This is a genomic window from Lysinibacillus sp. K60, assembly GCF_019731275.1.
In the GTDB taxonomy this organism is placed as follows: domain Bacteria; phylum Bacillota; class Bacilli; order Bacillales_A; family Planococcaceae; genus Lysinibacillus; species Lysinibacillus capsici.
Window position 1 is genome coordinate 15488 of sequence record NZ_JAASJR010000020.1, and the last position, 14920, is coordinate 30407.

The 14920-nt window shown below is 34.1% G+C and carries 11 protein-coding genes; 7 read left to right on the forward strand and 4 right to left on the reverse strand.

The genetic code is table 11. The annotated features are described in order from the left end of the window. Positions 1 to 109: 109 nt before the first annotated feature. Positions 110 to 1282, forward strand: coding sequence for a D-alanyl-D-alanine carboxypeptidase family protein (locus HCH28_RS24160; protein WP_009374089.1), 1173 nt, complete (start codon positions 110 to 112; stop codon positions 1280 to 1282). A 226-nt stretch (positions 1283 to 1508) separates the two neighbouring features. Continuing rightward, positions 1509 to 3611 (forward strand): copper-translocating P-type ATPase, encoded by a 2103-nt coding sequence (locus HCH28_RS24165; protein WP_009374088.1) that lies wholly within the window; start codon positions 1509 to 1511, stop codon positions 3609 to 3611. A gap of 537 nt (positions 3612 to 4148) precedes the next feature. Here the strand turns inward: HCH28_RS24165 and HCH28_RS24170 are convergent. The 3 genes from HCH28_RS24170 to merR form a co-directional block, all read right to left on the reverse strand. After that, positions 4149 to 5471, reverse strand: a complete 1323-nt coding sequence (locus HCH28_RS24170) for an ISL3 family transposase (protein ID WP_009374086.1) — start codon at positions 5469 to 5471, stop codon at positions 4149 to 4151. 159 nt (positions 5472 to 5630) lie between these two features. Then, positions 5631 to 7271, reverse strand: a complete 1641-nt coding sequence (gene merA, locus HCH28_RS24175) for a mercury(II) reductase (RefSeq protein WP_002440486.1) — start codon at positions 7269 to 7271, stop codon at positions 5631 to 5633. A 28-nt stretch (positions 7272 to 7299) separates the two neighbouring features. Further along, on the reverse strand, positions 7300 to 7692 hold the full coding sequence (gene merR, locus HCH28_RS24180) for a mercury resistance transcriptional regulator MerR (protein WP_001863748.1): 393 nt from the start codon (positions 7690 to 7692) through the stop codon (positions 7300 to 7302). A gap of 317 nt (positions 7693 to 8009) precedes the next feature. Between merR and HCH28_RS24185 the strand changes: the two genes are divergently transcribed. The 4 genes from HCH28_RS24185 to HCH28_RS24200 all read left to right on the forward strand — a co-directional run bounded on the left by HCH28_RS24185 (position 8010) and on the right by HCH28_RS24200 (position 12285). Beyond that, positions 8010 to 8339, forward strand: coding sequence for a four-helix bundle copper-binding protein (locus HCH28_RS24185; RefSeq protein ID WP_009374082.1), 330 nt, complete (start codon positions 8010 to 8012; stop codon positions 8337 to 8339). A 452-nt stretch (positions 8340 to 8791) separates the two neighbouring features. Next, on the forward strand, positions 8792 to 8998 hold the full coding sequence (copZ, locus tag HCH28_RS24190) for a copper chaperone CopZ (protein ID WP_009374080.1): 207 nt from the start codon (positions 8792 to 8794) through the stop codon (positions 8996 to 8998). A gap of 81 nt (positions 8999 to 9079) precedes the next feature. Further along, positions 9080 to 11500: a heavy metal translocating P-type ATPase gene (locus HCH28_RS24195; RefSeq protein WP_009374078.1), complete on the forward strand. Its 2421-nt coding sequence runs from the start codon at positions 9080 to 9082 to the stop codon at positions 11498 to 11500. Between the two features lie 167 nt (positions 11501 to 11667). Next, complete coding sequence (locus HCH28_RS24200) at positions 11668 to 12285, forward strand: NAD(P)/FAD-dependent oxidoreductase (protein WP_009374077.1); 618 nt, start codon at positions 11668 to 11670, stop codon at positions 12283 to 12285. An 86-nt stretch (positions 12286 to 12371) separates the two neighbouring features. On the opposite strand, the gene HCH28_RS24205 is transcribed toward HCH28_RS24200, so the two are convergent. Beyond that, positions 12372 to 13292 carry a C40 family peptidase gene (locus tag HCH28_RS24205; protein ID WP_009374075.1) on the reverse strand — a complete coding sequence of 307 codons (921 nt, stop codon included), beginning with the start codon at positions 13290 to 13292 and terminating at the stop codon, positions 12372 to 12374. 290 nt (positions 13293 to 13582) lie between these two features. Here HCH28_RS24205 and HCH28_RS25530 point away from each other — a divergent pair, with 290 nt between their 5' ends. Beyond that, a complete protein-coding gene (locus tag HCH28_RS25530) occupies positions 13583 to 14509 on the forward strand; it encodes a cupredoxin domain-containing protein (RefSeq protein WP_051145745.1) in 927 nt (308 codons plus the stop codon). The last annotated feature ends 411 nt before the right edge of the window (positions 14510 to 14920 follow it).

Here is a 14920-nt window from a genome sequence, read left to right on the forward strand (position 1 = left end):
TCACTATTGTTACAAGTGTTAAGTTTAGATTACGTAACTTGTTCTCCATATTTTCTCCACATATTTTTTCTAAGATACATGTGTAGATTACTATGAGGAGAATAATAATATGGAAACACATTTAATAAAAAAGGTTGCGATTTTAGTAGTAATCTTCTTAATACTAGGTTCAAATTTTGTTTATAGAGTTCATGGCGCAATGAAGGTCGAATCTCCTTTGATTAGCAGTGAAGCTGCTATATTAATAGATGAAAAAACGGGGCGAATTTTATATGAAAAAAATCCAAATCAGAAGATGGCTCCTGCTAGCTTAACAAAGATAGCAACTGCAATATATGCAATTGAAAAAGGGAACCTAGAAGACATTGTCACAATTAGTAAAAATGCTAGAGAAGTTGAAGGAACTAGGGTTTTTTTAGAAGAAGGAGAAAAGGTTAATCTAAGAAAGCTTATTCAAGGCTTACTTGTGAATTCTGGTAATGATGCAGGTATTGCTATTGCTGAGCATTTGGATGGGTCTGTAAAACAGTTTTCGACTAGTATAAATAAATATTTAGAGAATATTGGAATACAAAATACGAACTTTGTAAATCCCCATGGACTATATGATCCAGATCATAAAACTACTGCACAAGATTTAGCAAAAATTACGAAATACGCAATGCAAAATAAGGAGTTTCGTAAAATTTTTGGTCTAAAGGAACTTAATTGGGATGGCAAATCGTGGGATACTACTCTTTATAGTCATCATAAATTAATGAGAGAGCGACCTTATGAAGGAATAACGGGTGGAAAGACTGGATATGTTGATGAATCAGGAATAACTCTTATAACAACAGCAACAAGAAACGATATATCGGTTATTGTCGTAACGCTTAAAGCGCAAACAGAAGACATGGCCTATAACGATACAATAGAACTTCTTGATTATGCATTTGAGAATTTTGAGTCTAGGAATATTCCGATGGGAAAAATATATAAAATTGATGAAATGTCCTTTAAGACCAAAGAAAAACTCGATTATATAGTTTTACAACATGAAACAGTTAGTCAAAGAATCTCTGGAAAGGGTCATTTAGAGCTATTAAATCAAAATCAGGATACTATCGCATCTTTTCAGTTAGAAAATGCCAATAGTAAAATAAATAAAAATGTAACTCATAAAGACACAGAGGACTCGAATTTAAATCAGGATGCATCGGTGTACACAAAATTTAGCGTAATGTTTATTTTCGTCCTATTCATCTATTTAAAGTTTATTCGAAAGAAGAAATTAATATAAATTAAGACAAAGAATGAGGTACATTTTTATCCTCATTCTTTTTTTGTTAAATAATAATTTTATTCAAATTACAATTCATAATTTTTGCATAACTTTGGGGTAAATTAAGATTAAATAAGAAATATTTTTTCTAGGAAACCTAGGAGAAATGAATTCAAGAAAAATGAGGGAACATTCACTAAAAAAATAGTACACATCTGATTTATATTTAGAGGAGTGATATTTGATGGAGAGAAAAGAAAAAAGAGACCACATCCACAATCATAATGTTTCGCATGAACCAATAACAAATCATATGCAAGATGTTCATGAAAATTACAGCCCTAACAATAAGAAAAATAATGAACACAATCATCATCAACATAATCAAAGCGAGGGTAACAACAAACACCATGGTCATTCGATTTCTGATTTTAAGAAAAGGTTTTGGGTATCTTTAGTATTAACGATTCCAATATCATATTTATCCATGATGATTCAGATGCTTCTTGGATATAAAGTAAATTTTGCTGGTGACACATTATTACTATTCTTACTTTCAACAATAGTCTTTTTCTATGGAGGAAAACCATTTTTACTTGGAGCATGGAGTGAATTGAAAAATAGAACTCCTGGGATGATGCTATTAATTACTCTTGCTATCGTAACAGCTTATGTCTATAGTTCACTAACAGCATTTTTCATTGAAGGAAGTGACTTCTTTTTTGAATTAGCAACCTTAATTGTTATTATGCTTCTTGGACATTGGATCGAAATGAGATCAATAATGGGTGCTTCAAAAGCATTAGAAGAGTTAATTAAATTAATGCCTAAAGAAGCTCATAAGTTAGATGCATCAGGCAACCTTATTGAAGTATCTGTTGAAGATTTAAAACCAGGTGATCAAATACTAGTAAAACCAGGCGAGAAAATTCCCATTGATGGAATAGTTTTTGAAGGACACTCTACAGTTGATGAATCGATGTTAACTGGGGAATCAATTCCTATTGAAAAAAAGGTAGGTATGGAGGCCATTGGGGGTTCAATTAATGGAGAGGGTGTACTAAAAATAAATGTTAGTAAAACAGGCAGTGACACTTATCTTGCACAAGTAATCCAATTAGTAAGCGATGCAGAAAAAACTAAATCAAAAGCTCAAGGATTTGCTGATACAGCCGCTAAATGGTTATTCTATGTCGCTATTGTTGCAGGTATTATCACACTGGTTTATTGGTGGTCAACAGATGACTTTGATTTTGCATTAGAAAGAATGGTGACAGTTTTAATAATTGCTTGTCCTCATGCTTTAGGTCTAGCTACTCCTTTAGTAACATCACGTTCTACATCTATTGCTGCTAAGAAGGGTTTATTAATTAGGAATCGTACTTCATTTGAAAACGCATTTAAAATCAATAGAATTGTGTTTGATAAAACTGGTACCTTAACTGAAGGTAATTTTGGTATAACGGATATTCATCCAGTTACAGGGGTTAGCGAAAAAGAATTATTAAAGCTTGCTTACTCTGTAGAAATTCAATCTGAACATCCAATAGCAAAGGGAATTGTAAAAGAGGGTAAGAAGCAAAATATAAAAGTATCTGAAGTAAAAGGTTTTAAAAATTTAACAGGTAAAGGGTTAGTGGCTAATGTTAACGGGTCTGAAATTGCAATTGTTAGTCCAAATGTTTTAAAAGAAAAAAATATTAGCTTCGATGAAAGTACTTACGAAAAACTTGCACAACAAGGTAAAACCGTTATTTTTATATTAAAGGATAATGTATTTTTAGGCATGATTGCTTTAGCAGACATAATAAGGGATTCCTCTTATAAGGTTATAAAAGAATTGAGTGATTTAGGTATTGAAACCGTTATGATGACAGGTGATAACGTGCGTGTAGCAAAATATGTTGGTGAAAAACTAGGCATGACGAAAGTTATTGCTGAAGTATTACCCCATGAAAAAGCTAATAAGGTGAAAGGACTAAAAGAAGAAAATTCGAAAGTTGCAATGGTTGGTGACGGTGTTAATGATGCGCCTGCACTGGCTGAATCAGATTTAGGTATTGCGATCGGTGCAGGCACAGATGTGGCCATTGAAACTGCAGATGTAGTACTGGTAAACAGCAATCCAGAGGACATTCTGAATACATTAAAGCTATCGAAAGCTAGTCATAAAAAAATGGTCCAAAATTTAGGGTGGGCAGCTGGTTATAACATTCTTGCAATTCCACTAGCTGCAGGCGTTTTATATAGTGTAGGTATTGTTATTACACCTGCAATTGGAGCTGCTGTCATGTCCTTAAGTACGATTATATGTGCAATAAATGCACAATTGCTCAAAATCGAATAAGTAAAGATGAAGCAAAAAATTCGTCAAATATAATTTGACGAATTTTTATTATATTGTAAAAAAAAGATTCCAATTTCCTGATTAGTTAAAACTATATATTAAATTTTACATATAGTATATCAGAAGCTTAGTGAACAGAGGGGGGATATAAGTGTGTATAAATAACAACTTTATAGAAGATCAAGCTTTTCATATAACAGAAAAGATTTTGGGGAACTCCATATACAAAGTGGTGAGGATTGAAGGCTCGAGAAGCAATACTCATAATCAAAAATCGAACGGGGAGAACCTTATAACAAAACTAATTTTAGAAGACGAGAATGGTGTATTTTATTCAATTAAACCTGATCAATTTGGTCTTATGTTCGCAAATGGAGAAGTTAGTTATAAAAAATACTGTCGATTGCAAAAAAAAGATGACTTAAAAGTAATTAGTTATTCAATCATAGGAATGGGAATCATAATTAGTATGATGATAGGTCTCATGAAGCTTCTCTTAGTTTAATAGGGTATTCGGATTTTATGGTGGAAAAGGGCTTATAAATCACCCTTCTCCAAATTCTTAATAAGTGTGGAAAAATCGACACCAAAGTTGTCTGTAATGTCGTGATCATTCACTTCATACCAATTGAAAGTATCGTATAACATAGCTTTATTGAAAGCACTTGAATTAAATCGTGGCTTACGCTTTTTATGGAGCTTCTCATTGAAAAGGATTTTGGCTCGTAAGGCATCAAACGAGTAACCTCTACCCATTCGCTCTACCTGCCTAATAATGCTGTTAATTGACTCCGTATAAGCATTAGTGAGCCTTTTATCAAAGTAGTTGAATATTTCGACATGCCAGTTGTCTACGGCTCTCACGAGGTCTTTATATGCGTCTTTAGAGTTGCTGGACATACAACGGTGTCTCCATTGACTATAACGAAGATGACCTTCATCTGGATCAGGAGTATCCCATATCCAGTAAAACTCTTCTTTGAGTTCATAGGCTTCTTTTAAAGCAGGAAGATTACCTAACCAAGTATCTAAGAGGAATGATTCACGTTCATTTAGATCGTGTTTACGCTTTAGAAGGATAAACCTTTCACGCATAAGGGTACGTCTTTCTTTTTGGCTCATATGGGCTTTCAAAGACTTTCTGACGTTATCTAAGGCTTGATTAGCCATTCTAACTACATGAAACTTATCTACGACAACTTTAGCGTGTGGAAGGATAGTGTTCACTGCGTCTTTGTAGGGCTTCCACATATCCATTGTGACGTACTCAATGTAAGTCCTGTCACTGATTTCTGAAAGACGTTGGATGACTGTTTCCTTGTTACGGTTAGGCTTGATGTCATAAATAGTCCTGCGTTCAATATTAGTCAATACAAGCCGAGGTCTACGGATAATATGTATCTCGTCTATCCCAAGCCACTTAGGAGTTTCAAACTGGTATTCACGTTCTTTGAGTGCCACATAGTCCTTAAAAACGTTCCTAATGGTTTTCTCGTCAACACCAACGCTTTCTGCGACTTCTACAAAGGTCTTAGACATGGATTGCTCTTGAATGGACTTTAAAAGCCTTTTGGTCATACTACGCTTTTCATCTACAGATATTAGGCGTTCCCAGAAGGTAGATCCGCATTCACGACACTTGTATCGTCTACGGTTCAATTGTAAGCCCACTCGCTTTAAACGAATGGGCAAATCCATAATTAGTTGATTTCTTGAACTGTGTTTGTACAACTTGTCAAAACCACATTCAGGACAACGTTCAGGTGGTCCGACTGCTTCAACTTTAAACATCATATCGGTTTCATTTTCTTGTGGCGGTTCTATTGTTTTAATGTCTGGTAGGGATAATAAGTCTGACATATTATTCATCCTTTATTACTCTGCGGTGTTAAGGTATCAATTATAGATTTGATGTCGAAATCATCAGTGTTAAATTATTTTTGTGACCACAAATGCACTTAGAAAATCCCTTAAAGCATTAGCTGGTTCACTTGAATAGGGAGTTGTAAAAAAGTTCCCTTAGCCTGCACAACAAGATAATTTCGAAATATCTTTATCGAACGTAAGTGCAGCTAATTTTAGCCCTTCAGCCATTGTTAAATATGGTGCTAGGGTTTCTGTTAAATCTTCTATCGTTAAGCCAAATTTAACAGCTAATGATGCTGCATAGATGACATCTCCTGCATTCTCAGATACAATATGAACCCCTAATACTTTTAGTGTTTCTGCATCTGCTACTAGTTTAAATACACCGGTTGTTTCACGGTTTACAATTGCTCTTGGAACAGCATCTAAAGGTAATACAGATGTCTTCACATCATACCCTTTCTCTTTTGCTTGTTCTTCTGTTAAACCAACCGTTGCAACCGTCGGATTCGTAAACGTAACAGCAGGAACTACCGATAAATCTATTTTTTTGTTTAATCCACCAATAGCATTATCAGTAATAATTCCACCTTCATAGGCTGCTACATATACAAATTGTGGTCCTAAAGTCACATCTCCTGCTGCATAAATCTTTTCATTACTTGTTTGACCAAAATCATTGATCAGGATTTCATTATTTTTTCCAGTTTCAACACCTGCTGCACTTAAATTTAAAGAATCCGTATTTGGTTTTCTTCCAGTGGCAACAAGTAACTGATCTGATTCAATGACTTCTCTACTGCCATTTACTGTTACGTAAACCCTTTTTATCTCTCCACTTTGTTCAACACGCTCAAAAGTTGCCCCTTTGACAAGGTTTATACCCTGTTCAATTAACGCTTTTTCAACTGACTCTGAAATCTCAGGATCATACTCCTTTAAAAGTCGCTCACTTCTTTGCATAAGCGTTATTTCTGAACCTAAATGATGAAATAGTTGTCCAAGCTCCATTCCAATGTATCCTGAACCAATTACAGTTAATCGTTTTGGTATTTTCTTTAACTCAAGAAGTGTTGTACTAGTTAAATAGTCCATTTTTTCAAGTCCTGAAATTTGGGGCAACGAAGGCGATGCACCTGTTGCAATTAAAAAGCGTTTTGCAGATAACTTTGCCCCATTGACCTCAACCGTACTAGCATCAACGAATTTTGCTTCACCTTTAATTAAATCAAAATTATATTCATCAATTAAATCCATATATTTTTGATTCCGAAGTTCGCTCACCAATTTATCCTTTTGCGTGATTAAACTAGCTAAATCCACTTCTCCAGCGGATGTTTGTAAACCTATAAACGGATTGTCTTTTGATAAATGATTGATTTCCCCTGCCCTAAGAAGAGTTTTTGACGGAACACAGCCAATATTCACACAGGTTCCCCCAACCGTTCCACGCTCAATCATTCCAACTTTTGCACCGTATTCTATAGCTTTAATTGCCGAAGAAAAGGCAGCAGCACCAGAACCAATAATAAGAAGGTCATAATTGTCTTCATTAATTAACGCCACGTTTTCTAGTGATGATACTTCTTCAATTTCTCCGGCTTGGTAATTTGCTTCATCAATCGCCTTTATTGCACTTTCAACCTCAATATCATCGGGCAGTTCAAATACTGCTTCACCACGACGATAACTAGACTCAATATTTTTAGCACCTATCTTTTCAAGTGCTGATTCTACGTGTTTTTCACAACCCGTACAAGTCATTCCTGAAATGTTTACCTTAAATTTATTCATAAAAAAGCTCCTTTCGTTAATTAATCTCTCATGTTAATGTTTCTATTATTGGACACGAATGTAATTGCTTTTCATCTGGACATCGTTGTTTTAAGTCGTCTAACATAGTTTCAATTCGTTTTAAATCCTCTATTTGTTTTTGCACTTCCTTTTGTTTTTTAGAAACAAATTCGAACATATCTTGACAACGAACTTCATCTTTATCTACAACACCAAGTAATTTATAAATCTCGCTTAAAGAAAAACCAAGTTCCTGTATTCGTTTAATAAACCCAACACGCTTAACGTCATCATATGAATATATCCGATAACCAGCTTCCGTTCGGTGAGGTTCTTGTAATAAATTTTTTCGCTCGTAATATCTGATCGTTTCTTTATTAACTCCACATTTATCTGCAAACTCACTAATGCGATAAATCATCTTATTTCACCCCATGAATATTATAAACCGTGTACCATAGTACACGGTCAAGTAAATTGGACTATTTTATTTTTTTCCCAAAGTATCACTCGTATGTGATTGATACTTTTATATAATACTATTGATTATCCTAACATCCCACCAGAAAATCCGATTTAAACACCAGTTGTTTTTAAACTATTAAGAAAGTAATTCCACTATATATTCCGAAGACCCGTTTAATATCAATAGGGAAGATTAGTTATGATTGAATGGGGTATATAGTAAATAGGAGTGGTTATAATAAGACAGACTAAATTAACAGGAGGTATTTAAAATTGAAAATGAGCTATGAAGAATGTATTAAAGCTTGTCTAGAGTGTATGAAGGAATGTAATAAATGTTATCATGAATGTCTAGAAGAAGATGATGTTAAAATGTTAGCGGAGTGCATTCGTACCCTTAGAGAATGTGCCGATATTTGTGCATTTTCTGCTAAATCGATGCAGTCTGGTAGTCCATTCGTAAAGCAAATTTGTCAATTATGTGCTGAGATTTGTCAGGCATGTGGTGATGTTTGTAAAAAACATGAACATCATAAACATTGCCAAGAATGTGCAGAAACATGTTACCGATGCGCTGAAGTATGTAAAAAAATGGCTGTGTAGAAGATTTGATTTTATAAATGAAGAATCAATGATAAATAAAAGTAATTCTTCTAACGCGAAAATGTTTTAAACTCTGCTTATTTAGGAGCAGAGTTTTTTGATGGACTGCTAAAAAATTTAATTAAGTCACAGTGTTTGAATGTTAAATAAACGTGATATTTAACATATACTGCATAATTAGTGACGCATATAGTAAATTAAAACACCACTTTACATACCTAACTGGGGTATGGTAACATGAATGTGTGTTTAGAGGAGGTTGATAATTTACGGTGATGATGTAATTACAAATTTATCGTTTAAAGAAAGCTTGTTTGATAATGATAAACTGCATTAAAAGTGATGAAGCCAATATAAGTTAAAATCACAATTCGAAAGTTAAAAGGAAATATAAAAAAATTATTAATACCCTTTTACATTTTATAAAAATATTTCAAAAGAGAGGGATTTTTATGGAAAATAGAATCTTAAAGGTAACTGGAATGTCATGTGGTCATTGTGTAAATACTGTTGAAAAAAGTTTAGGGAAATTAGAAGGTGTTGATCAAGTAAACGTGAATTTAAAAGATGCACAAGTTGAAGTATCGTTTAATGAATCCCAAGTATCGCTTGAGAAAATTAAGGAAACAATAGAAGAACAGGGATATGAGGTAAAATAATATTTTTGAGAGTGCATAAATGCACTCTCTTGTTTTCAAAAATATATACCCCTATTGGGTATGAGGAAGGTGAACAGCATCATGAGTAATACATTAAAAGAAGCGAGCATTCAGATCACAGGAATGACCTGTGCAGCTTGTGCAACTCGTATAGAAAAAGGTTTAAATAAAATGGATGGTGTGGAACAAGCGACTGTTAATTTAGCGCTTGAAAAATCATCTATTAAGTACAATCCAGCAAAATTAAGTGAAGAAGATTTCGAAAAAAAAATAGAAGCACTTGGTTATGGGGTTGTTAAACAAAAGGCGGAACTTGATATTACAGGTATGACATGTGCAGCTTGTGCAACTCGCATTGAAAAAGGGTTAAATAAGTTAAGTGGTATCTCTTCTGCCAATGTTAACTTAGCCCTGGAAAAAGCAATGATTGAGTTTAATCCATCTGAAGTGTCAATCGTAGACATCATTGCGAAGGTGGAGAAATTGGGCTATGGGGCTCATCAAAAGGCTGATGAACAGGAAACAGTGGACCATCGAGAAAAGGCCATTAAACAGCAACAACGAAAATTTATTTTATCGGCTATTCTTTCTTTACCGCTGCTTTGGACGATGGTTGGACATTTTTCCTTTACATCATTTTTATATGTCCCAGAATTTCTAATGAATCCGTGGATCCAAATGGTATTGGCTACTCCTGTGCAATTTATTGTTGGTAAGCAATTCTATGTAGGGGCATATAAAGCTTTACGTAATGGTAGTGCTAATATGGACGTACTTGTGGTCATGGGGACATCAGCAGCTTATTTCTATAGTGTTTATCAAGCGATTGTGACGATAGGGTCGCATCATGGTCCAAATCTTTATTTTGAAACGAGTGCTGTATTAATTACATTAATATTATTAGGTAAATTATTTGAAGCCAAAGCAAAAGGACGCTCATCTGAAGCCATAAAAAAACTAATGGGACTTCAAGCTAAAACCGCTATTGTTGTACGTGACGGTGTAGAAAAAGAGGTTCCTTTAGAAGAAGTTATCATTGGCGATGTTATTCTAGTGAAACCAGGTGAAAAGATACCTGTAGATGGTGAGGTAATAGAGGGAACAACAGCTGTTGATGAATCAATGCTTACAGGTGAAAGTTTACCAGTTGATAAAAAGCAAGGCGATCAATTATTTGGATCGACGATTAATAAAAATGGATTTATTAAAATGACAGCGACAAAGGTTGGTCGTGACACAGCGTTAGCACAAATCATTAAAGTGGTTGAGGATGCTCAAGGATCAAAAGCACCAATTCAACGCTTAGCAGATCAAATTTCGGGGGTTTTTGTACCAATTGTTGTTGGCATTGCAATTGTCACATTTTTAGTTTGGATCATTTGGGTTCGCCCAGGAGAATTTACACCAGCTTTAGAGGTCTTAATTGCAGTACTTGTAATCGCTTGCCCTTGTGCGCTTGGGTTAGCAACGCCAACCTCCATAATGGCAGGTTCAGGTCGTGCAGCTGAATTTGGTATTTTATTTAAAGGTGGAGAACATTTAGAACAAACACAAAGTATTGATACAGTGGTTGTAGATAAAACAGGTACAGTAACACATGGTAAGCCTGTTCTTACAGACGTTCTTTTAGATTCAGAGCAGGAGGAAGCTCGTTTTTTATCATTAATTGGGGCTGCTGAAAAACAGTCAGAGCATCCGTTAGCAGAAGCTATAGTACAGGGCATAGAAAAACGTGGCATAGCATTAGGAGAAGTTCAATTTTTTGAGGCTATTCCAGGTTATGGTGTGCAGGCAACTGTGTCAGGTCAAGGAGTTGTCATTGGTACACGAAAATTAATGCAACAATACGGAATCAATATTGATAATATTTTACCAACAATGGAGCAGTTAGAGCGAAACGGTAAAACAGCAATGCTTGCTGCCATTAATGGTCAGTATGCAGGCTTAGTAGCTGTTGCTGATACAGTTAAAGATACGTCAAAAGAGGCAATCCACCGACTACAGAATATGGGCATTACAGTCATTATGATGACTGGTGATAATGAACGTACAGCTCAAGCGATAGGAACAGAAGTAGGCGTGAATCAAGTTATCGCTGAAGTATTGCCTGAAGGTAAAGCAGACGAGGTGAAAAAGCTACAAGCACAAGGGAAAAATGTAGCGATGGTGGGAGATGGTATTAATGATGCTCCGGCATTGGCCACAGCAAATATCGGTATGGCCATTGGTACAGGAACGGATGTTGCCATGGAAGCTGCTGATATTACGTTAATTCGTGGCGATTTAAATAGTATTGCAGATGCTATTTTAATGAGTCGAAAAACAATGCGGAATATTAAGCAAAACCTATTTTGGGCATTTGCCTACAATACTTTGGGTATTCCTATTGCTGCAATAGGTCTACTTGCTCCATGGGTAGCAGGTGCGGCGATGGCATTTAGTTCTGTATCTGTAGTTTTAAATGCATTACGCTTACAAAGAGTAAAATTAGATAATAAATAACCCTTTAATTCAATTGTAAACTTTACTCTATTGGGTTTACTTATAAAGAAATACGCAATAGTTTAACTGACATAATTTAACTTACTATTTTCATCAGATAAACCATCCTTAGGTAGGTAAAGAGCAAAATAAATTAATTGTTTGGGAAAGTATGGAGGAAAATTGGTATGAGTAATGAAGATAAAAAAATTAAAATTGCCGTTAATGGGGGAATAGAATTTGGGGCAAAACTAAATTCTAAACAACTTTTAACGATCACCAAATATATGGAAGACGACGCACAGCTTGAGTTAACAACCTTCCAACAACTCTATCTAGAAATTCCGGAAAATAAAAAAGAAGAAATAATTGAAGAATTCAACCGTGTTAATTTATCTTGTTATCCAGTTGGCAACTTTGTAAAGAGTTTGAGAACATGTAATTTTTGCAAAGGAGAAGAAGAAGAGGGGATGCCAGTAGCAAAAGAAATAAATAATCGTATAGCAGGAAAAGCTGTACCATTCACTCTTAAAGTTGCATACACAGGTTGCCCTGTTGGTTGCGGTGAACCAATGTTAAGTGATATAGGGATTATGAAAATTAAAGACCATTACAATTTATATGTTGGAGGAAAAGCAAAAGGGAAAGATGCAGAGGTGGGATCTTTGTTGCAAGAGAATCTAACACCAGATGAATTGTACGATAAAATAGAAAAGATTATAAATGTATATTCACAGAATGGAAAAAAACGAGAAACGTTTTTCAAATTTTTAAAACGGATAGGAAAAGAAGAGTTAATAAATTAGTTTTACTCTAAGAAGTTCTGGGAAGGTTATAATGGCGGCTCTGAATAAATGAGCCGCCATTTTTAATTTAAGTCCTCGAACAAAATTTATCGAGTTAATCGTTCTATAAAGATATTTAATTGATTTAATGTTACTTTGTCGTTTACGCCAAATGTGCCATCACCTTTACCTTGCGTAATCTTATTTGATGAAAGAACTGCTATAAAATTTTTGGCCCAATGAGTACTCGTTACATCTGTAAAATTCTTTGGTTCTCCTTGTTGTTCTAAATCAAATGCTTCAACTAAAACCTTTGCTAATTGACCGCGAGTAATCGGTGAATTTGGGTTAAATTTACCATTACTATCTCCATTAAAAATTCCAAGTTTTTTTAGTGCTACTATAGCTCCAGCTTGTTCAGAAGATGATTTAACATCAGGGAAACTTGAGTTTGTATCACTTGTATCTAATGCTAAAGCTTTAGCAAGCTGTATGGCTACTGCTCCACGTGAGGCATAAATGGAAAAGTCTATCTCTTCACCTTTAACTTCTGCTTGAGCTATTTCATTTGTAGTAAAGTTTGCAATACGTTTTGCACCTATATAACGAGAACCCCAATAGTAAGGATCGTTTAATTTATCAATTCTAACACCCGAACTTGGAGTAGCTGATATAAAATTACCATTCTCTATGTATATTCCAACGTGAGATATGCCGTTGCCTGAAGTATTAAAAAATACGAGGTCACCTGCTTTTAAACTATCTTTAGAAACAGAAGTACCTTGCTGATATTGGTCTTTAGATGTGCGCTCTAAAGAAATACCTAACTTAGAAAATATAAACTTTGTATATGCTGAACAATCTACACCTGTATTAATATCATTCCCACCATATTTATAAGGAGCTCCTATATAATCTTTCGCTGTACTCGTCAAATCAGTAACTGATGCTGCTTCAGCATCATTCATACCTATTCCTGAAAAAATTACAAATGACGCAAAAACCGGTAGTAACCATCTCTTTTTCACTAAACTTACTCCTTTCGAAAAGCAATCGCTTTTTTGATTAAAGTAAGAATAGCATGGAATAGAGATACTAAATTTTTCATTTATATTACTGATTTGTGCAGAATATTAAAATTGGTGACTTAATATACTCGGTGTAATCTCACTGCAATAATAACTAGGTGATGTTACTTGAAGATAAATAAAACTTAAATCAAGTAATAATAAAATAAATACTCTCTTTCGAGCATACCTATATAAGGTATACGGTGTGTATTTTAGACAGGCTAATTAAATTGTTAAAGGATGGATATGTGGGATTTTATCAAATGTTTGTCTTAGTATCACTAATGTTTTTATTGTTAATTGTCATAATGGTTTCAAGAATTATGAAAAAGACTATTAAGCCTATGCAAGGTATGACTATTTCAATGTTTTTTAGTATGAATGTAGGGCTAACATTAGGAATACTTTTTGGAGTTACCTTTCAAGGGAACTTGTTTTACTCAACGATTATTTCAATTATTCTCGGTGCAAGCATTGGCTTTTTAAGTGGTTGCAACTTTGGATTATTACCTATGTTAGAAGGTTTAATGGCAGGTTTAATGGCTGGTATGATGGGGGCAATGTTAGGTGAAATGGTGGATGGCGGGCAATCCATTGTATTAATAAGAATTTTTCTGTTGCTATCAATTTTCACTATTTTTTTATTTGCGCTACTTCCAAGTAAAAGTCAAAAAACATTCCAAAGTCAAATGGGCTTTTTAACACCCTTCTTCTTTTCGGTTTTTATACTCTTCTACTTTTTTGGGGGCATTCCTTTTGCCGAAAAACAAATAAACTTTATTAAAGACTCTTCTTTAGTGGATCATAATCTACACTCGAACGCTCAAAATAAATTAGAAAAGAAAGAGATTAAGATTATTTCTATAGAAACAGAAAATATGAAGTATTCGCCCTCTGAAGTAATTTTGGAGAAGAATCAACCGGTTTCATTAGAATTAATTAATAAAGATAATATAGAACATGATATTGAAGTTACAATACCAACATCAAATACTATTAGTAGTAATAATCATGTACATCACAAAAAGGAGGAGAATATGATTCATCTCCATGTTGGGCCTAAAAATACAGAAAAAATGAGTTTTACTCCCATTAATACAGGAGAATATCAATTTGTTTGTACTATTCCAGGACATAAGGAGCTTGGTATGGTTGGCAAGTTTATAATTAAGTAATTAGCTTTGATTTTGTAATTGATATACAAATGGAGTTGTCAAATTAAATACAATGATACTTATTTGAAAATGCCCAGTTATTATTAACAGGGCATAAGGTATATCTATATATTTAGATAAGCTCTATTTTTTGATAAATAAGATGACGGTGAAATAAAAAATGTTTAGTCTCAAATAAAAGTAGGGTATTAATTTTGAAGCATATGGATACAATCACAAATATTATTTTGCTTCGTTTTCATTACTTTGTATAATTTCGTTTACCATTTTTAATTCAGAAATCAAATAATCTATCTGTTGTTGCAAGTAACTTGATGGCGAAGAAAAATCGCTTGTAAATTGGCCATCTTCACTACTTACAGTCTTTAAGACATTCAATGCAATTTCCACAGTTAATGCAAATAATTCATC